This window comes from Rhodococcoides fascians A25f, assembly GCF_000760935.2.
In the GTDB taxonomy this organism is placed as follows: domain Bacteria; phylum Actinomycetota; class Actinomycetes; order Mycobacteriales; family Mycobacteriaceae; genus Rhodococcoides.
On the sequence record NZ_CP049744.1, the window covers coordinates 159,970 to 179,878 of the forward strand.

Annotated in this window: 16 protein-coding genes and 2 tRNA genes; 13 read left to right on the forward strand and 5 right to left on the reverse strand. The window is 64.3% G+C overall.

The genetic code is table 11. From position 1 onward, the window contains the following. Positions 1–5 precede the first annotated feature (5 nt). The 9 genes from BH93_RS00760 (at position 6) to BH93_RS00800 (ending at position 12,159) form a co-directional block, all read left to right on the forward strand. Positions 6–1,103, forward strand: coding sequence for a PDR/VanB family oxidoreductase (locus tag BH93_RS00760; RefSeq protein WP_037174960.1), 1,098 nt, complete (start codon positions 6–8; stop codon positions 1,101–1,103). A gap of 256 nt (positions 1,104–1,359) precedes the next feature. Further along, positions 1,360–3,402 (forward strand): DNA topoisomerase (ATP-hydrolyzing) subunit B, encoded by a 2,043-nt coding sequence (gene gyrB, locus BH93_RS00765; RefSeq protein WP_032401659.1) that lies wholly within the window; start codon positions 1,360–1,362, stop codon positions 3,400–3,402. Between the two features lie 68 nt (positions 3,403–3,470). Beyond that, the gene (gene gyrA, locus BH93_RS00770; protein WP_037174959.1) at positions 3,471–6,014 is read left to right on the forward strand and encodes a DNA gyrase subunit A; all 2,544 of its coding nucleotides are present in this window, start codon (positions 3,471–3,473) and stop codon (positions 6,012–6,014) included. Further along, positions 6,015–7,376, forward strand: coding sequence for a DUF3566 domain-containing protein (locus BH93_RS27845; protein WP_037174957.1), 1,362 nt, complete (start codon positions 6,015–6,017; stop codon positions 7,374–7,376). Positions 7,377–7,485: 109 nt separating this feature from the next. Next, positions 7,486–7,559, forward strand: a tRNA-Ile gene (locus tag BH93_RS00780). A gap of 190 nt (positions 7,560–7,749) precedes the next feature. Further along, a tRNA-Ala gene (locus BH93_RS00785) sits at positions 7,750–7,822 on the forward strand. Between the two features lie 413 nt (positions 7,823–8,235). Then, the gene (locus BH93_RS00790) at positions 8,236–9,186 is read left to right on the forward strand and encodes an acyl-ACP desaturase (protein ID WP_032379456.1); all 951 of its coding nucleotides are present in this window, start codon (positions 8,236–8,238) and stop codon (positions 9,184–9,186) included. Between the two features lie 205 nt (positions 9,187–9,391). Next, the gene (locus tag BH93_RS00795) at positions 9,392–10,390 is read left to right on the forward strand and encodes a GGDEF domain-containing protein (protein ID WP_230594633.1); all 999 of its coding nucleotides are present in this window, start codon (positions 9,392–9,394) and stop codon (positions 10,388–10,390) included. A 137-nt stretch (positions 10,391–10,527) separates the two neighbouring features. Beyond that, on the forward strand, positions 10,528–12,159 hold the full coding sequence (locus tag BH93_RS00800) for an alpha/beta hydrolase (protein ID WP_052065285.1): 1,632 nt from the start codon (positions 10,528–10,530) through the stop codon (positions 12,157–12,159). Here BH93_RS00800 and BH93_RS00805 read toward each other — a convergent pair. Then, positions 12,154–12,534 (reverse strand): hypothetical protein, encoded by a 381-nt coding sequence (locus tag BH93_RS00805; protein ID WP_052065283.1) that lies wholly within the window; start codon positions 12,532–12,534, stop codon positions 12,154–12,156. The two genes, BH93_RS00800 and BH93_RS00805, sit on opposite strands and share 6 nt — an antisense overlap. Before the next feature lie 82 nt (positions 12,535–12,616). On the opposite strand from BH93_RS00805, the gene BH93_RS00810 reads away from it, so the two are divergent. Next, positions 12,617–13,153: a peptidylprolyl isomerase gene (locus BH93_RS00810; protein ID WP_094616207.1), complete on the forward strand. Its 537-nt coding sequence runs from the start codon at positions 12,617–12,619 to the stop codon at positions 13,151–13,153. Between the two features lie 24 nt (positions 13,154–13,177). Further along, entirely contained in the window at positions 13,178–14,104 is a 927-nt protein-coding gene (locus BH93_RS00815; RefSeq protein ID WP_037174956.1) for a rhomboid family intramembrane serine protease, read from the forward strand. Between the two features lie 97 nt (positions 14,105–14,201). Here BH93_RS00815 and BH93_RS00820 read toward each other — a convergent pair whose 3' ends face one another. Beyond that, entirely contained in the window at positions 14,202–14,687 is a 486-nt protein-coding gene (locus tag BH93_RS00820) for a PH domain-containing protein (RefSeq protein ID WP_052065282.1), read from the reverse strand. 36 nt (positions 14,688–14,723) lie between these two features. Then, positions 14,724–14,987 (reverse strand): cell division protein CrgA, encoded by a 264-nt coding sequence (gene crgA, locus BH93_RS00825; RefSeq protein ID WP_032378768.1) that lies wholly within the window; start codon positions 14,985–14,987, stop codon positions 14,724–14,726. Between the two features lie 202 nt (positions 14,988–15,189). Between crgA and BH93_RS00830 the strand changes: the two genes are divergently transcribed. Both BH93_RS00830 and BH93_RS00835 read left to right on the forward strand, forming a co-directional pair. Next, positions 15,190–15,933 (forward strand): DUF881 domain-containing protein, encoded by a 744-nt coding sequence (locus tag BH93_RS00830; protein WP_037174955.1) that lies wholly within the window; start codon positions 15,190–15,192, stop codon positions 15,931–15,933. A 13-nt stretch (positions 15,934–15,946) separates the two neighbouring features. Next, the gene (locus BH93_RS00835; protein WP_037175204.1) at positions 15,947–16,588 is read left to right on the forward strand and encodes an aminodeoxychorismate/anthranilate synthase component II; all 642 of its coding nucleotides are present in this window, start codon (positions 15,947–15,949) and stop codon (positions 16,586–16,588) included. Between the two features lie 8 nt (positions 16,589–16,596). Here the strand turns inward: BH93_RS00835 and pknB are convergent, their stop codons facing one another. Together pknB and BH93_RS00845 are read right to left on the reverse strand one after the other, a co-directional pair. Then, positions 16,597–18,534 carry a Stk1 family PASTA domain-containing Ser/Thr kinase gene (gene pknB, locus BH93_RS00840; protein ID WP_032378770.1) on the reverse strand — a complete coding sequence of 646 codons (1,938 nt, stop codon included), beginning with the start codon at positions 18,532–18,534 and terminating at the stop codon, positions 16,597–16,599. Further along, positions 18,531–19,907 carry a serine/threonine-protein kinase gene (locus BH93_RS00845; RefSeq protein ID WP_032378771.1) on the reverse strand — a complete coding sequence of 459 codons (1,377 nt, stop codon included), beginning with the start codon at positions 19,905–19,907 and terminating at the stop codon, positions 18,531–18,533. Before BH93_RS00845 ends, pknB begins: the two co-directional genes overlap by 4 nt. Between the last annotated feature and the right edge of the window lie 2 nt (positions 19,908–19,909).

The window sequence follows — 19,909 nt, forward strand, 5'->3', positions numbered from 1 at the left end:
GCGCAATGGCTCGGAAGGTCGACTCGTTTCGAGTGGGTCGTACGATTCCTCGGAATCTGTACGGGCGTGACGAGCCGGATCAGACGGTGTCGCTGGTCACCGATGCACTCGACAAGTGGTTCGCCCTACTCGACAACGAGAAGTACGACGATTCGTTCGCGGCACCTCCGGTTGCGCGTACCCGAGAACTGACGTTGGTCTCCCGGGAGGTGCTCTGCGTCGACGAGCAGGTGGTGCTGTTGACCTTCGCCGCGGCCGACGGGTCTGCTCTGCCGGCGTGGGCGCCGGGGATGCACCTGGATTTCTACCTTCCGTCCGGTCGTCGACGCCAGTACTCACTGTGCGGTCTACCGAGCGAGAACACGTACTCGATCGCCGTGCGGCTGGTGCCCGACGGCGGCGGTGGATCTCCGGAGATGCATGCTCTGACGGTGGGCACGCACGTGTCGATTCGGGGACCGCGCAACGGATTTCCGTTCGTCCCGTCCGAACAGGCTGTGTTCGTGGCGGGCGGAATCGGTATCACCGCGATCATCTCGATGGTGCGTAGAGCTCGTGATCTCGGGATGGACTGGCACTTCGTCTACTGCGGTCGCTCGCGTGAGTCGATGCCGTTCCTGGACGAGATCGCCGGCTGGGATCCGGCACGGGTCACCGTCCGCACCGACGACGTGGAGGGCATGCCGTCGAGCATGGATCTGCTCGGATCGACGGCGCCCGGCGGATCGGTCTACGTATGTGGTCCACCGCCCATGATCGATCTGGTTCGCGCGTCGTTCGATGCCCTCCCGGCTACACATCTGCACTTCGAGCGCTTCTCGCCGCCGCCGGTGAAGAACGGTACGGAATTCGAGGTGCAGCTCGTCGACTCGGGAGAGATTCTGTCTGTCGGTGCGGAAGAGACTGCGCTGCATGCCATTCGACGGGTTAGGCCCGATATCGCGTACTCGTGCCAGCAGGGGTTCTGCGGTACCTGTCGGGTGCGAGTACTCAACGGAACACCGCAACACCGAGAGAATCGCCTCACGTCCGAGGAGCAGAAGAACGAGATGTTGATCTGTGTGTCGCGTTCGGACGGACAGCGGATCGTTCTCGATCTGTAGCCGAATCGCCGGTTTTACCCTTCATCTTTGCCGTCCGGTATCGAAAAAATGCGTCTGTGAAGCAATCAGGGGCCTTTTAGGGGTGTCATCGTGCCCATGCTGTCGCACCCAACCAGTACTATGGACCGGTACGACATCAAGCCCGGAACAAACGCATGGAACGCGCACGGTCGAAAGACCGTGCCGACCCTCTGCGGTAGCACCTGGTACAGGTGTGAGCGGGGTAGTGGACGCGTAGAAGGAGAACCAGCTAACCGTGGCTGCCCAGAAGTCAGGTAACAGTGAGAACAGCAAGGATTACGGCGCATCTTCCATCACGGTCCTCGAGGGCCTGGAAGCAGTTCGTAAGAGGCCCGGTATGTACATCGGTTCCACCGGTGAACGAGGCCTGCACCACCTGATCTGGGAGGTCGTCGACAACTCCGTCGACGAGGCCATGGCCGGTTATGCCTCCACCGTCGACGTCACCATCCACGAAGACGGCAGCGTCGAGGTCAAGGACGACGGCCGCGGTATCCCCGTCGCCATGCACTCCTCCGGTGTTCCCACCGTCGAGGTCGTCATGACCCAGCTCCACGCCGGCGGCAAGTTCGACTCCGACTCCTACGCCGTCTCCGGCGGACTGCACGGCGTCGGTATCTCCGTCGTCAACGCCTTGTCCACCAAGGTCGAATTGCAGATCGCGCGTGACGGGCACCGCTACAAGCAGACCTACGACTACGCCAAGCCCGGTCCTCTCGAGACTGTCGGCGACACCAGCGAGACCGGCACCACGGTTCGCTTCTGGGCCGATGGCAAGATCTTCGAGACCCTCGACTACAGCTTCGAGACCGTGCACCGTCGCCTGCAGGAGATGGCGTTCCTGAACAAGGGACTGACCATCAACTTCACCGACGAGCGAGTCGCAGCGACCGACGCGACCGAGGAAGAACTAGGTGAGACCGCCGAGGCGCCCAAGACCGCCGAGGAAGAGCAGGCGGACGCGGCCAACGCGAAGCCGGCCAAGGTGCGTAAGCGGACGTACCACTACCCGGACGGCCTGGTCGATTTCGTCAAACACATCAACCGCACCAAGACTGCGATCCACAACTCGGTCGTGGGCTTCACCGGCAAGGGTGAGGGCCACGAGGTCGAGATCGCGATGCAGTGGAACGCCGGTTACTCCGAGTCGGTGCACACCTTCGCCAACACGATCAACACGCACGAGGGTGGCACCCACGAAGAGGGTTTCCGTACCGCTCTGACGTCGACGGTGAACAAGTACGCGATCGAGAAGAAGCTGGTCAAGGAGAAGGACGTCAAGCTCACCGGTGACGACATCCGTGAGGGCTTGGCTGCTGTCATCTCGGTGCGGGTCGGCGAGCCGCAGTTCGAGGGACAGACCAAGACCAAGCTCGGTAACACCGAGATTCGGTCGTTCGTGCAGAAGGCCTGCAACGAGCATCTCTCGCACTGGTTCGAGTCCAACCCCGCCGACGCCAAGACCATCATCAACAAGGCCGTCTCGTCCGCGCAGGCGCGGATGGCTGCCCGCAAGGCACGAGAGTTGGTGCGGCGCAAGAGCGCAACCGATATCGGCGGTCTGCCGGGCAAGCTGGCCGACTGCCGTTCCAACGATCCGAGCAAGTCCGAGATCTACATCGTGGAGGGCGACTCCGCAGGTGGCTCGGCCAAATCGGGCCGCGACTCGATGTTCCAGGCGATCCTGCCGTTGCGCGGAAAGATCATCAACGTCGAGAAGGCGCGCATCGACCGCGTCCTCAAGAACAACGAAGTCCAGTCGATCATCACCGCGTTCGGCACCGGCATCCACGACGAGTTCGACATCACCAAGCTGCGGTATCACAAGATCGTGCTGATGGCCGACGCCGACGTCGACGGCCAGCACATCTCGACGCTGCTCATGACCCTGCTCTTCCGGTTCATGCGTCCGCTGATCGAGAACGGTCACGTGTATCTCGCAATGCCGCCGCTGTACAAGCTCAAGTGGAGCCGCGGAGAGCCCGATTTCGCGTACTCCGATCGCGAGCGCGACGGACTGCTCGAAGCCGGTATCGCCAACAAGCGCAAGATCAACGTCGAAGACGGCGTCCAGCGGTACAAAGGCCTCGGCGAGATGAACGCCAAGGAACTGTGGGAAACCACCATGGACCCGGCAGTGCGAGTGCTGCGTCTGGTCACCCTCGACGACGCCGCTGCCGCAGACGAACTGTTCAGCGTGCTGATGGGCGAGGACGTGTCCGCACGCCGAAGCTTCATCGCCCGCAACGCGAAAGATGTTCGCTTTCTTGACGTTTAGTCACTTCCCTTCACGCGCCGACGAGTGCTCTCGGCGCGTGAAGGTGACCGTTTCTCGAGGAGATTTGCATGTCTGACATCACCGAACCGCCGGTAGGACCCCCGCCGGGTTCGACCACCAATGCCGAGGGTGGAGACCGGATCGATCCGGTCGACATCCAGCAGGAAATGCAGCGCAGTTACATCGATTACGCGATGAGCGTCATCGTCGGCCGTGCCCTGCCCGAGGTCCGCGATGGTCTCAAGCCGGTGCACCGACGCGTGCTGTACGCGATGTACGACTCGGGCTTCCGTCCCGACCGCAGTTACGTGAAATCCGCACGCCCCGTTGCCGAAACGATGGGTAACTACCACCCCCACGGCGACACCTCGATCTACGACGCGCTCGTGCGTCTGGCTCAGCCGTGGTCGATGCGGTACCCACTGGTCGACGGCCAGGGCAACTTCGGCTCCCGCGGCAACGACGGCGCCGCCGCCATGCGATACACCGAAGCGCGCCTGACCCCGCTCGCCATGGAGATGCTGCGCGACATCGACGAGGAAACCGTCGACTTCATCCCCAACTACGACGGCAAAACTCAAGAGCCGACGGTACTTCCGTCGCGAGTGCCCAACCTGTTGATGAACGGCTCCAACGGCATCGCCGTCGGTATGGCCACCAACATCCCCCCGCACAACTTGCGTGAACTGGGCGACGCAGTGTTCTGGGCCCTCGACAACTTCGAGGCCGACGAGGAAGCGACCCTCGCGGCCTGCATGGAACGCGTCAAGGGTCCCGACTTCCCCACCCACGGACTCATCGTCGGCGGTCAGGGTATTCAGGATGCGTACTCGACCGGACGCGGTTCGATCCGCATGCGCGGTGTCGTCGAGATCGAGGAAGACTCCAACGGTCGCACCACGATCGTCATAACCGAGCTGCCGTATCAGGTCAATCCGGACAACCTGATCACCTCGATCGCCGAGCAGGTCCGCGACGGCAAGCTGTCCGGTATCTCGAAGATCGACGACGAGTCGTCCGATCGCGTCGGGATGCGCATCGTGGTCACGATCAAGCGCGACGCCGTCGCGAAGGTCGTGCTCAACAACCTCTACAAGCACTCGCAGCTGCAGACCAGCTTCGGTGCCAACATGCTCTCGATCGTCGACGGCGTTCCGCGCACACTGCGTCTGGACCAGATGATCCGCTTCTACGTCACCCATCAACTCGATGTGATCGTGCGGCGCACCCGGTACCGGTTGCGTAGAGCCGAGGAACGCGCCCACATTCTGCGCGGACTCGTCAAGGCGCTCGACGCGCTCGACGACGTCATTGCCTTGATCCGCGCGTCGCAGACGGTGGATCTCGCCAAGCAGGGCTTGATCGATCTGCTCGATATCGACGAGATCCAGGCCCAGGCCATTCTCGACATGCAGTTGCGCCGCCTGGCCGCACTCGAGCGCCAGAAGATCATCGACGAGTTGGCCGAACTCGAGCGGACCATCGCCGACTTGCAGGACATCCTGGCCAAGCCGGAGCGTCAGCGCCAGATCGTGCGCGACGAGCTTGCCGAGATCGTCGAGAAGTTCGGCGACGACCGTCGTACCCGCATCATCGCCGCCGACGGCGACGTCAACGACGAGGATCTGATCGCCCGGGAGAACGTGGTCGTCACGATCACCGAGACCGGGTACGCCAAGCGCACCAGAACCGATCTGTACCGCTCGCAGAAGCGCGGCGGGAAGGGCGTGCAGGGTGCAGGCCTCAAGCAGGACGACATCGTGAGCAAGTTCTTCGTCTGCTCGACACACGACTGGATCCTGTTCTTCACCACCAAGGGACGCGTCTACCGGGCCAAGGCGTACGAACTGCCCGAGGCGAACCGAACGGCTCGCGGACAGCACGTCGCCAACCTGCTCGCGTTCCAGCCCGACGAGCGCATCGCGCAGGTCATTCAGATCAAGACGTACGAGGATGCTCCCTACCTCGTGCTCGCCACCAAGGGCGGTCTGGTCAAGAAGTCACGCCTGACCGACTTCGACTCCAACCGCAGCGGCGGCATCGTGGCGGTCAACCTGCGCGGCGAGGACGAATTGGTCGGTGCAGTTCTGGCGTCTTCCGACGACGATTTGCTGCTCGTCTCGGCCCAGGGTCAGTCCATCCGGTTCTCCGCCACCGACGAGGTGTTGCGACCCATGGGCCGCGCGACGTCCGGTGTGCAGGGGATGCGATTCAACGGTGAGGACGAGCTGCTCTCGCTCAACGTCGTCAGCGAGAACAAGTTCCTGCTGGTCGCGACATCGGGTGGCTACTCCAAGCGCACTGCGATGGAGGATTACCCGCAGCAGGGCCGCGGCGGAAAGGGAGTACTGACAATCCAGTACGACCCCAAGCGTGGCACGCTGGTGGGAGCTCTCATCGTCGACGACGAGGACGAGCTGTATGCCATCACATCCAGTGGTGGCGTCATTCGGACTGCTGCCAAGCAGGTTCGGAAAGCCGGCCGACAGACCAAGGGCGTGCGGTTGATGAATCTCGGTGAAGGCGACACACTGCTCGCGATCGCGCGCAACGCCGACGAGATCGAACCGGATGCCGTGGGCACCGAAGACGATGCAGCGAAGGAGTCGTAAGTGAGCACTCCCAACCGGCCTGGTAGCAGGCCCGGCCCCAGCGGCGCACCGGACGGCCGCGAGGCACCGCGGGCCGAGCAGCCCGCGCGGCCTGCGCCGCCCGAGGGAGCTCGTCCCGGTAGCCGACCGCAGCCAGCCACTCGACCGGCACCCGCTGCCGGCCGCGGACCGGCTCCCCAGGGGAACTCCCGTCCGCCGGTGCGTCCGGCACAGGGTGCTCCCAACGGTCCGGCACGACCGACACAGGGCCCGCCCCCGCAGCGGCCGCCTGCACCTCAGGGACCCGCACCTCAGGGACCGCCGCCGCAGTCTCAGCCGGGAGTGACGAATCAGGGCCCCCCGACGGCTCGGCCGGTTCAGCCCGGTTCCGGTCAGCCCACTGCGGATCGACCGGCAAACGGTCAGCCCCCGCAGCGACAGGCACCGCCGGCAGGACCGCCGTCTCGTCCGGCTCCGCCGCGGGGCCCGGCACCCACCGAGGTGTCGCAGGCACCGGAGGGGTCGGCCGAGGGTGATGACGCGACTCGCGCCAATCGACCGGTGCCCCAGGCTGCTCGCGAGCAAGACCACGCCGCACCGGCCGCCACCCAGGCAATGCCTGCTCAGCCGGTCGAGGGTCCGCAGGGTGGGTCGGGAACGCCGCCGTGGCAGCGTGGCGCCGGTCAGCGTCCGCCGCAGCAGGGCACGGAGGACCGTCAGCAGCCGCAGAACCAGCCGCAGACCAATCTCTCCGGTCGAGGCGCAGCCCTTCCACCGAATGCCGAGTTCGACCGGTCTGCCCGCACGACCGCCGAGCCCGTTCAACGTGAGTCCACCGAGGACAAGACCGAACGGCGCGAGGCCGCTCGATCGAAGGCAGCGGTGATCGACGGGCCGACCCGTCATATCGAACGCAAGGATCTGGCGAAGGACATGCCCGATCTGTCGGCCGTCCGGCATCCCGAGCAGAGCCAGGCCGACCGCGCCGCGCCCGCCGCCATCACGGCAGTGCCCAGCGCGGACGGCAATCCTTTGCGCGCAACCATTCAGATCCGCAAGATCGATCCGTGGTCGACGCTCAAGATTGCGCTCGTCATCGCGGTGTCACTGTTCTTCGTCTGGATGGTGGCCGTCGGCCTGCTGTACGCCGTGCTGGACGGTATGGGCGTATGGGACCGCCTCAACAGTGCGTTCACCGAGATCGTCAACGAATCCGGTGACGGTGGACTCGTCAGCGCCGGACAGGTGTTCGGCTACGCAGCGGTGATCGGTGTGATCAATGTCGTACTCTTCACCGCTCTCACCACAATCGGCGCATTCATCTACAACCTGTCGTCGGACCTGGTCGGTGGCGTCGAAGTGACGCTGGCAGACCGCGACTGACCTGCACAACGAGTAGCCGTATCGGGCCGTTTTGGAAGACAGCGGCCCGATACGGTAATCTCATCCCTCGGTTCGAGGAGAGGAATTCTTCGACCGAAAGCAGTGATGAGGGCCTATAGCTCAGGCGGTTAGAGCGCTTCCCTGATAAGGAAGAGGTCGGAGGTTCAAGTCCTCCTAGGCCCACACCGAACGAACGAAAAGAGGCAGGACGTGAAAATCCTTCTTCTCGTCGCATCGGTGGTGATCGCAGTGCTGACAGTATCGAAGGTGCGCTCGACGCGCAGCTCGGACGGCGTCTGGCACAGTATCTCCACCGGGTGACAATCGCTCGGATCGAACGTGTAATGTTCGTGCACGTTCAACCGCAACACCCGGGGCCTTAGCTCAGTTGGTAGAGCGCTGCCTTTGCAAGGCAGATGTCAGGAGTTCGAATCTCCTAGGCTCCACAACAAAAGGACGTCCACTTCGTGGGCGTCCTTTTTCGTGTTCGCACCCTCTCCGGCGGCCCAAGTCCACTCGATGTGCCATTGACCCCCGAAAAGGCCACCAGATGTGACATCGAGTGCCGAGGAAGCCTGGTGGTCCGAGGCGGGCCGAGCGCGAGGGTTGTGACCGTACCCAAGGGTGCTCGTCGCCGGCGCCCATATGTCCAGACACTCGACTGTTCTGTTTCGCATCGGGAGCGTGGTCCCTAGCGTTGTCGGTGTGCAAGAACCGTCGGTCCCACGACCGGCGTGAACGGTCGCGACGGCGCACCGCAGGGGGGTGTGCCGTCGCAGCTGTCTCGGCGGACATTGTTCGCCCCTGTCTCGAATCGATTGTCGGTTCGGGCACCTCGATGTTCGAAGGAGCCCCGCAGATGACACGTGTTCTCGATCATGAAGAGCTGTTGACCGAACTCGACGGCACCCTGGAAGCCAATTTGAATCGCCATCTGTCGATGGCGAAGGAATGGCATCCGCATGACTACGTTCCGTGGGATCTGGGCCGGAATTTCGCGGCGATGGGTGGGGAGGACTGGTCTCTCGAGCAGTCGTCGTTGTCGGAACTGGCCCGCACGGCGATGATCACCAATCTGCTCACCGAGGACAATCTGCCGTCGTATCACCGGGGATTGGCAGACAATTTTTCGTTGGACGGTGCCTGGGGTACGTGGGTGGGGCGCTGGACCGCAGAAGAGAATCGCCACGGGATCGTCATGCGCGATTATTTGGTGGTGACGCGTGCAGTCGACCCGGTGGAGTTGGAGCGGGCTCGGATGCATCACATGACTGTCGGCGTGGATGCGCCGATGGACGGGGCAAACTTCCTGCATTCGGTTGCGTATGTGACGTTTCAGGAGTTGGCGACTCGGGTGTCGCACCGTAATACGGGGTTGGCGTGTGGTGATCCGGTGGCGGATCGAATGTTGGCTCGAGTTGCTGCGGACGAGAATCTGCACATGATCTTCTATCGGAACCTCGGTGAGGCGTCGTTGGATCTCGTGCCCGACCAGATGGTTCGCGCCATCGCCGATGTCGCAACGGACTTCCAGATGCCCGGCCTGAACATGCCGAATTTCCGCAAGAACGCCATGATTCTGGCCAAGAATGGAATCTACGATCTCCGGCAGCATCTGGACGAAGTCCTGATGCCGGTGCTGCGCAAGTGGAAGATCTTCGAGCGCAACGATTTCACCGGTGAGGGCGAGCGGGATCGCGATCGGCTGGCTGCATTCGTAGAGGACTTGGAGTCCAAGGCGACCAAGTTCGAGGAGTCGAGGGATCGATTGCTCGCCAGGGAGGCTGCGCGCGCCGAGAAGGCGTCCTGACCTGCTGCGTCTTCCCTGCGTAGAGTCGTGGTCGCGCCTCGAAGGTGTTAGAGTCCGGGCATCGTTGGGTCATGTGAGGCGATGGCCGTAGTGCGTGGGGAGGGCCGATGGTGCCTGGGGGGTATCAGGTGAGTGGTGTGGTCCGGTTCGGTGTGCGTTGCCGCGAGCACGAGCAGGCATTGCCCGACGCAACCGGCACCGACTGGTGAGCAGGCCGAGGTTCGACGAGTCCGGCCGCATGCTCGCGGTGTTCGCGGCTGTGACCACCGTCCTCTACGCCGCGAGCGCCGTCGCCTCGTGGTCCAATCTGTCCGGTCCCCAGCAGGTTCTGGCGGCGTTGGCGCTGCTGATGGGCCCATTGGCGATCGTGGTTCTGGTGCGGGCGGGTGTGCCGAGTCCCAAACGAGCGGTGGGTTGTGCGACAGCGCTGTCGGTGGTGGGACTCGCGTGTGCGCTGGGTAGCAGCGACACCATGCCTGCCTTCTTGATCTGTGTGCAGGCCGCGATGTTCCTCGGCATGCACATCGGCGCCTTCTGGTCCGAGCGAAACGCCGGTATCTGGGTTGCGGTACTTGCTGTTTCAGCAGTGATCGGTGCCGCGATCGCGCCGTACGGAACACCGTTCATCTCCTACATTCTCGTCGCTCTCGGAATCGTCGGTGCGACCGAGGTCTTCGGCGTCTTCGCACGCCGGATGCGGTATTTCTCGACCCACGACGCATTGACCGGACTTCTCAACCGCTTCGGGTTCGAGTCCAAGATCGAGAAGATGCTTCCGGCCTGCGCTGCCCGCGGACTCTCGGTCAGCCTCGCGGTGCTCGATCTCGACAATTTCAAGGAGATCAACGACGAGTACGGCCACATCGCGGGTGACGTACTCCTGACTCGGGTCTCGAAAGCGTGGAAGGGGCAGCTGACCAAACGAGATGTTCTCGGTCGCCTCGGTGGAGACGAGTTCGTGTTGTTCATGCCCGGAGTCCTCGAGAAAGAAGCCTTGCAGATCATCGATCGGTTGCGCCGTGCCCATCGGGCCGAGTGGAGCGTAGGCCTGGCGTGTATGCCCGCGGGTCGTCGCTGGGGTGAGATCTACCGGGCAGCCGACGCAGATCTCTACAGGGCCAAGCGGAGCAGACCGCCTCGGACCAGTCGTCCGACCGATCCGGGAGACGGCTTCAGCGGACCGGTTCACAGAATCGCGCGGTGACGTGCACAGAACGCTTCCGTTGATCCTCAGCTTGCGTTGATCCCCAGATTTCATCCACAGGCTGGGGATAGATTTCACGGCCGGACTCGTCTTTCGCGTTGACTCGTCGGATACGACGACGCTGCGGGGGATTCACGATGGTCACACTCGACGAGATCAGATCGTGGAACAGCCGTGAGTTGATCACCGCCTCCGACGGTCTGATGCGGCAGTGGCGCGAACTGGTCGTCGTACATGGTGCGTCCGCGGACGCGGTGCTCGGCGACGACTGGGTCGGTGCGGCCGCCGATGCTGCCCGAGAGGCGATGAGAGGCGTCCGATCCGATGTACGCGGTTCCTCCGACGAGCTGCTTCGGATCGCGAGCTGCGTCGCCGACGCCTCGATCGACATGGCGAGCCTGATCGCAGCTCTGCGCACGATAGAGCAGGAAGCCGGCGAATCTCGGTTCGGCATCCACTCCGACGGTTCGGTGACCGACTCGGTCGAGTCGTACTCGGTTGCGCTCTCGGACCTGTGGTCGACGACGCGGGATCGTCGGCGTCTCCGTGAGGAGTTGGCGGCGCGAGTCTCTCAGTTGATCCGCACGGCAACGGCTTTCGACGACACCCTTGCTCGACGCCTCGCCGGGGGAACCCCGGAGATACAGGTCGCGACCGCAATTGCGGCCTCGGTGACCCCGGGCGCAACTCCGGCTGCCAATTCTGCGTTCTGGAGCGCGCTCTCGCCAGCCGCGCGAACCAGGTTGATGGTGGAGCAGCCCGCGCTGATCGGCAGTCTCGACGGTCTGCCGGGTCGGGTGCGAGACAGTGCCAATCGGCGGGTTCTGGCCGCCGAGCGTGTTCGCCTCCTCGCCGTCGAGGCCGAATTACGGAAGGAGTTGGACAACAACGTTTTCGGAGGAATCTTCAGCGACGCAGATGCGGGGCTGGAACAGACGCGCAAGCGACTTCAGTCGCTCTATGCGATCGAATCTGTCCTTGCGCAGGGAGATCGGCAGCTTCTGGTGTTGGACAACTCCTCGTACGAGGAGACCACAGCGGCTGTTGCGGTGGGTGATGTCGACACAGCCACTCATGTGGCCGTGTTCGTACCCGGTCTCGGTTCGACCGTGCACGGAGACATCGAGAGCTACGACGGTGATATGGAAGGATTGAAATCAACTGTGCAGCAACTGCTTCCAGGAGACCAGGGTGAGAGTGCGGCGGTCGTGACGTGGATGAACTACCAGGCGCCCCAACTCGGTTGGGGACTGCTCGAACCTGACCGAACCGTGATGTCCCCACTTGTGGCGGAAGTGGGGGCAGATCGGCTCGGTCCATTTCTGGACGGACTCGACGCAGCTCGTGCGAGCGATCCGCACCTGTCGGTGCTGGCCCACTCGTACGGGTCGCTCACCGCGGCGTCGGCGCTTCGAGCCGACACCGGGGTCGACGACTTCGTGGCTCTCGGGTCCCCAGGATTGGGTACGCACACGGTCTCGGATCTTCGGCTACCCGACGGACACGTGTTCTCCGCCGAAGCCGGTGGCGATATCGTCGCCGACCTCGGTGCCTTCGGTCGCGATCCAGGCGCGATGGACGGGGTCACGCTGCTCTCGACCGATGGCTCCGACGGCCGCAGCGGATCGATCGGTCACAGCGACTACTTTGCCGAGGGATCGACCAGTCGTCACAACGCCGCGCTTGTCGTCGCCGACCGCAGCGAGGACGCCGTGGTCAGAACCAGGCCGGCCTTGTTCGACCTACTGCAGAAGATTCTGTATCTATGACGAGCCCTCGTCGTAGTCGGCCAGGCTCGGCGGAACGTCGGCGGGCGGCGGTACCTCGTTTCGGCGACGGCCGAGGTAGAACACGACACCACCGATGACGGCAGCGGCAACCCCGAACACCAGAACGCGGCGCTTGTTTCCCGACTTCGGGTCGACCGTCAGAGCCGTCCTGGTGAGGTTGGCTTCGGCGATCCGTTCCGCAGTTGCGACGCGACGCTGTGCAGCCTGTTTGCGGGCCAGACCGTAGCCGCGCTTGGCGAGCAGCAGACCCACTCCGGCAGGGCCCTTGCTCACGGCGGTAGCGGCACCGAGCAGCGCCGATGCCGCCGTGCCGGTGGAGGAGTGAACCTGCTCGGTTTTCGTAGTGCTCGTCATACCCTCACTGTTCCACAACAGCACCCCGATCGACCCTCCCGATACACCACCTGTGAACTACCCGAACGCCCGAGATGGCACGATGGTGGGCGTGACTTCACCAAACAAGACCCAAACGGCAACGCTGCACACCAACCGCGGCGACATCGTCATCGAACTGTTCGGCAATCACGCCCCCAAGACCGTCGCGAACTTCGTCGGTCTCGCGGACGGGTCGAAGGAATACACGACGCAGAACGCGTCGGGTGCCAAGACCGGACCGTTCTACGACGGCGCAGTCTTCCACCGCGTCATCGACGGTTTCATGATCCAGGGCGGCGACCCGACCGGCACCGGCTCCGGCGGACCGGGCTACAAGTTCGAGGACGAGTTCCACCCCGAGCTCTCGTTCGATCGCCCGTACCTGCTGGCCATGGCGAACGCAGGCCCCGGCACCAACGGCTCGCAGTTCTTCATCACCACCGGCAAGACCCCGCACCTCAACCGCAAGCACTCCATCTTCGGTGAGGTCACCGACGAGGCGTCCAAGAAGGTCGTCGACGCCATCTCGAGCACGCAGGTCGGCCGCGGCGATCGCCCGGTGGACGAGGTCGTCATCAACAGCGTCACGATTGCCTGATCTAGTTCCACAGAAAGATTCACGATGACGAACCCCGGCTGGGGTGGCCCGTACGGCGACCAACCCAACCCACCCCAGTCGGTGTGCGTCCGACATCCCGACCGCCCTACGGGCCTGGCGTGCTCGCGCTGCGGTCGCCCGGCGTGCCCGCAGTGCTTGCAGGCCGCCGCTGTAGGTCAGCATTGCGTCGATTGTGTGCGGGAGGGCAACAAGAACGTCCGCACTGCGCAGACGGTCGCCGGAGCGCCGGTCACGCGATCTGCCAAGACCCCGTTGACCTACGCGTTGATCGCGATCAACGTCGTGGTCTTCGGCATCACCGCCGCTCAGTCCGGCAATGTCACCAGCAACTTCACCGGCTCTGCTCTGGCTCAGGCGTGGTCTCTGAACAGTTTGCTCGTGGCGAACGGCGATGTGTTTCGCCTCATCGGCAGTGGATTCGTGCACATCGGGCCGATTCATCTGCTGGTCAACATGTTCGCGCTCTATCTCATCGGTCGCGATGTCGAACTGGTCCTCGGCCGCAGCAGGTATCTCGCCGTCTATTTCCTGTCGCTGCTCGGCGGTAGCGCGTCGGTCATGGTGTTCGAGAACCCGCTGTCTCTCACCGCCGGCGCTTCCGGAGCGGTGTTCGGGCTACTGGGTGCCCAGGCCGTCATCCTGCTCAGGCTCAAGCGAAGCCCGGCACCGGTTCTGATCGTCATCGCACTCAACATCTTCATCAGCATCTCGATCCCCAGCATCTCGCTGTGGGGTCATATGGGCGGACTCGTCGCCGGTGCCGCCGCCACCGCCGGTTTGGTGTTTCTCCCCAACCGACGCCGCGGGCCGGAGAGTCCACGAACATCCGGTGTGTCCATGGCCTGGATCTCGGTGATCGCTGTCGCTCTGGTGACCCTCGGCATCATCGCGGTACGAATGCTCGACCTCCGCGCGCGGATGGGCATCTGACCGCCCGCCGCGTGCCGACCCGAGTCCACTCGATGTGCCATTGACCCCCGAAAAGGCCACTGAACGTCACATCGAGTACCCCCGGGCCGCTCGGCGATCAGGAAATCGGTGGCACCAAGCCGCGTGTGTTCAGGGCGTCGAACACATCCCGTGGGTCGGTGCCGAGGTCCCATCTGCCGAAGATGATCAGTCGGTCGTCGTCCTCGCCGGGTGGGCGGATGTCGAGTTCGAGCATCGGGACGCGTCGGCCGAGTCGTGGGTAGCGCACGATTTTGACGCGCACGATGTCGGTGCGGGAGTACGTGCGTATGCCGCCGAGGCGTTTCATCGTCAATGATCCGTCGCGCGTGATGGCCAGACGGGGACGCTGTGCGGCGGCGAGTGCCGCGATCACCCACATTCCGGCGGCTGCCAGTCCGACGAGGAACGTCCCCGCGGCGTCGGTGGAGGACAGCACTGCACCGATTCCGAGGGCGAAACCGCCCACCACCAGTGCTGCGATGGCGACGACGGGTGTTGCCCAGCGCTCTTCGTACACACCCTGTGGATCGTTCGAGAAGTTATCCACAGAATTTATCCACATTGGGGATGAATGACATCGGTGTAACTCGCTCGACTGTCAGCGCCACCGCATGGTCATGACGAGCCCGACGACCATGAAGCCGAAGCCGATCAGGAAGTTATAGGCGCCGAGGTTTCCGATGAATGCGATGTCGTCTGCAGCGAGGTAGTAGACGATCAGCCACAGCAGGCCGACCAGCATGAATCCCAGCATCAGGACCACGTACCAGACCGGAGACGGTCCGGCGTTGACCTTCACCGGCGTGCGGTTCGCCGGGTTGATCGTGTAGTCGTTCTTCTTCCGTACCTTCGACTTCGGCATTGCTTCCTCTTCGCGTTCTTGACGGCTGTCGGTCCTGCGACCGACCTGTGGACAACTGACGACGGGAACCTGTGGATCGACAGGTGTCGCGCATCCCCAGGCTATTGTCTCCTCGAGGACCGTGACAGTGATCGACCCGGTTGCTGTACACGCTAACCCAGGTGAGCCCAGCACCGACCCACCGGACAAATTGCGAGCACCCGTGACACGACGATCGACCCGCGCCGACACCCGCTGGTGGGTTCTCGCCGTCGCGGTGTGTGCAGTCGTCGGTCTGCTGCTCGGTACCACCAGGCATATCTCGGACGGCACCGAACTGCGCAGCGGAGACACCACCCGTCTGGCCGATCTCGTCGACTCGGCTCGTGGCAGCAGCGAGGATGCCCAACGCAGCAGGGACGCGCTCGAGCAACAGGTCGACACGATCCAGCAGCGCACCGCCTCCGGCGACACCGACGTCGCCGACGCGTTGACTCGCATCGATTCCCTCGCCGACGCGGCAGGACGCGAGGCCGCGTCCGGCGCCGGACTCACCGTGACGATGGCCGACGCGTCCCGGGGCCCCGACGGCGCGTATGCATCCGACGCCTCGCCCAACGATCTGGTGGTCCATCAGGTCGACGTGCAGAGCGTGCTCAATGCTTTGTGGGCCGGCGGTGCCTCGGCGATCGCGATGCAGGATCAGCGGCTGGTGGCCTCGTCTGCTCCGCGCTGTATCGGCAACACCTTGTTGCTCGGCGGCCGGACGTACAGTCCGCCGTACGTGATGACGGCGATCGGCGACCAGGACCGGCTGCGCGCAGCGTTGAGGAACGAGCCCGGCGTGCGGTTGTACGAGCAGTACGCGCTGCGCTACGGCCTGCGCTACGACGTCGAGACCTCGGCGGACGTCTCGGTGCCCGCGTACACCGAATCGGTGCGCATGCGGTATGCGCAGCCACGCTGAGTACGCTGTCGACATGCGCATTCTCGTCGTCGACAACTACGACAGCTTCGTCTTCAACCTCGTCCAGTACCTGGGCCAGCTGAACGTCGATGTCGAGGTCTGGCGCAACGACGACGAACGGCTCACCGATCGCGATGCGGTCGCGGCCCAGTTCGACGGAATTCTGCTCAGCCCCGGGCCGGGTACTCCGCAGCGCGCCGGTGCCACGATGGATCTGGTGTCGGCCGCCGCCCGCGCGAAGACGCCGCTGCTGGGAGTCTGTCTCGGACACCAGGCCATCGGAGCCGTGTTCGGTGCGACCGTCGAGAAGGCCCCGGAACTGCTGCACGGAAAAACCAGTCTGGTGCATCATTCGGGCGTCGGAGTTCTCGAAGGGATGAACGATCCCTTCACCGCCACTCGGTACCACTCACTGACCGTCCGTGCAGACACCATTCCGGCGGAACTCGAGATCATCGGTCGCACCGAATCGGGTCTCGTGATGGCCATGCGACACACCGAGCTGCCGATTCACGGGGTTCAGTTCCACCCGGAATCCATCCTCACCGAGGGCGGGCACCGCATGCTGGCCAACTGGCTCGCCGTCTGCGGCATGCCCACCGACGCCGGCCTCGTCGCCAAGCTCGAAGCTCAGGTATCCGAAGCCTTCGCCTGAGTTGCCGACTAGCCGGTGGGAATCCCCAGTGCGCCGATGCTCACGGAGAGAGTGTCGGTCTTGCTGATCTCCGAGCCTGCGGGCTGAGTCTGGTTGACGATTCGTCCGACCATCAGCGGGTCGAGCGTCGACTGCCTCGATGTCGACAGGTTGGACGCGGTCCCGGTCCATCCCGCCGATTCCAGTGCCGTCAGGGCCTGAGCTTCGGTGAGTCCGGACAGGTCCGGCATCGGGATCTTGTCACCGTTGGAGACCCGCAGCGTGACGACGGTGTTCTCGGCGACGTTGGTTCCTCCCGCGGGATCGGTCGACACGACCTGACCCACCGGCTGCGAGGAATCGATGTTCTGGACCTGCACGCGGAGGCCGGCACCCTCGACGTTCGGCTGAGCGACGTCGACGAGCTGGCCGACGACGTTGGGCATGCGTACCTGGGCAGGTCCGGATCCCAGCGTGATGCGCACCTGTGAGTTGGCGTTCATGCTCACGCCCGACGACGGATTCTGCTCGACGACCTTGTCCAGATTCTCCGGCGTCGACGGTGCACGGGCGATGGTGGGATCGAGTTCGAGTCCCACCTCGTTCAACGCGTCGGATGCCTGCTGTTGCGTTCGACCGGTCAGTCGCGGAACCTGCACTTGCTGAGGTCCGGAGGACACGTCGAGCGATATGGCTCCGGGGGACTCGGTCTGCGACCCGGCCGCCGGATTGGTACCGATCGCAGATCCTTCCGGCACCGACGCGTCGGGCTTCTCCTGGATCGTGACCCGGAGTCCGACGTCTTCGAGCTGGCGTTGGGCTTCGTCCGCGGCCAGTCCGACGACGGTCGGCACCGTGACGGTCTTGGGGTCCGCACCGGGTCCGAGCGACCACAGGAAGGCACCGACGATGGCGACGACGATCACGGCCGCGACCGAGACGAGCCCGATCTTCAGGCCGCGTCGGCTCCGGCGCTCGTCGTCGGGTCCGGCGTGCCGCGAGGGGCGAGATGCTTCGGCGGCCGCGGCGGGCTTGTCCCGTCCGGAGAAGTCGGCCTGACGGGAGTCGACCGACCCCAGAATGGTGGTGCGGTCCTCGTCGTTCATGACCATCGGCGCGCTCGGCCGTTGACCGCCGAGAACGCGAACCAGATCGGTACGCATCTCGGCAGCGCTCTGGTAGCGGTTGGCCGGGTTCTTGGCCATCGCCTTGAGAATGATCGAGTCGAGTTCGCGCGGCACCGTGTCGTTGACGAGGGACGGTAGCTGAGGATCCTCGCGCACGTGCTGGTAGGCGACGGCGACCGGTGAGTCTCCCTTGAACGGTGGTTCTCCGGTGAGGATCTCGAAGAGCACACAGCCGAGGGAGTAGACGTCCGATCGCGCATCGACCTGTTCGCCGCGAGCCTGTTCGGGAGAGAGGTACTGCGCGGTTCCGATCACGGCGGCGGTCTGGGTCATCGGCGACGAGGAATCGGCGATGGCGCGCGCGATGCCGAAGTCCATCACCTTCACAGCGCCGGCGTTGTTGATCATGATGTTCGCAGGCTTGACGTCGCGATGCACGATGCCGTTGCGGTGGCTGAAATCGAGCGCGGCACAGACGTCGGCGATGACCTCCATGGCCCGGCGCGGCGGCATGGGTCCTTCGGCGCGGACGATATCGCGCAGGGTGTCGCCGTCGACGTATTCCATGACGATGAACGGGAGCGGACCGGCTTCGGTCTCGGCTTCACCGGTGTCGTACACGGCGACGATGGCGGGGTGATTCAAGGCAGCAGCGTTCTGGGCCTCGCGTCGGAACCTCAGATAGAACGTGGGATCGCGGGCGAGATCGGCGCGCAGGACCTTGATGGCGACGTCACGGTCGAGTCGGGTGTCCCTGGCCAGATGGACCTCGGACATACCGCCGAAACCGAGTATCTCGCCCAGCTCGTAGCGAGAGGAGAGCGTACGGGGAGTCGTCATCGTTGTCCTTGTGGCTCTTGCTGAAACGGATTCTCGAATAGCGGCCGGGGGGTAGTGGTCGTCGTCTGCGTCGGCTCCTCCGACGTCGTGGTGGGGCTCGTCGTCGTGGTGGTGGGTTCGGTGGTCGTGGTGGTGGTTGTTGTGGTCGTCTCTTCGGTGGTCGTTTCCTCGGTGGTGGTCGTCGTGGGCTCGGTGGTCGTCCGAGTGGTCGTGACCGGCTGCGTGGTGGTGGTCGGCGGCACGAACGGCGTCTGCGTGTCGTCTCGACCCCCGGTCAGCAGTACGTAACCGCCGATGAGGATGGCGAGCAAGAGCAGCGCGCCGCCACCCCAGGCGAGTGCCTTCTGCGCCGAGGACATCCCGGTGGGCTCGGGCACAGCTGCAGCAGCCGTTCCGGTGGCGGGTCCGCGGTACTCGCGTTGGGACGTCGGCATCATCTGGGTGCTCGACGGCGGAGGCGGCTGTGGACTCGGCACGACGCCGGGCATCATCACCCGGCCGGTGCCCGAGCCGCGGGAGTTCCCGGGTGCAGGGGGTCGGCGACCCGCACGGACCGCGGCGACCGCGTCGGCGAATTCGCCGCCGTTGGCATAGCGCGTGGCCGGGTCCTTGACCATCGTGATCTCGATGAGTTCGCGCACGGCTGGCGGCAGGTCGACCGGCATCGGTGCCGGCTGTTCGCGGACGTGCTTCATCGCGACGGTGAGGGCACCGTCTCCGACGAACGGCCTCGTGCCTGCGAGCACTTCGTATCCGACGACGCCGAGCGAGTAGACGTCGGAGGCCGAGGTGGCCTCCTCGCCGAGTGCTTGCTCGGGGGCGATGTACTGCGCGGTGCCCATGACCATTCCGGTCTTGGTCACCGGGGACGCGTCGACGGCCTTGGCAATGCCGAAGTCGGTGATCTTGACCTGCCCGGTGGGGGTGATCAGGATGTTGCCGGGCTTGACGTCACGGTGCACGACGCCCGCCGTGTGTGCGATCTGCAGAGCGCGGCCGGTCTGCTCGAGCATGTCCAGGGCATGGCCGAGTGGCAACCTGGACATACGGCCCAGCACTGCGTTCAGCGGCTCACCGTTGACCAGTTCCATCACGAGGTAGGCCAGCGATTCGCCTGCGCCGTCACGAGTCTCGCCGTAGTCGTAGACCCCGGCGATCCCCGGGTAGTTCAGCTGCGCTGTGGTGCGAGCCTCGAACCTGAAGCGCTGCAAGAACTCCGGGTCCTCGGAGAACTCGGCCTTGAGTACCTTGACCGCCACTCGGCGATCGAGACGATTGTCCATCGCCTCCCACACCTGCCCCATACCGCCGGTGGCGATGAGGCGCAGCAGTCGATAGCGCTGGGCGATTACGGCTCCGTTGCTCAATGGCACCT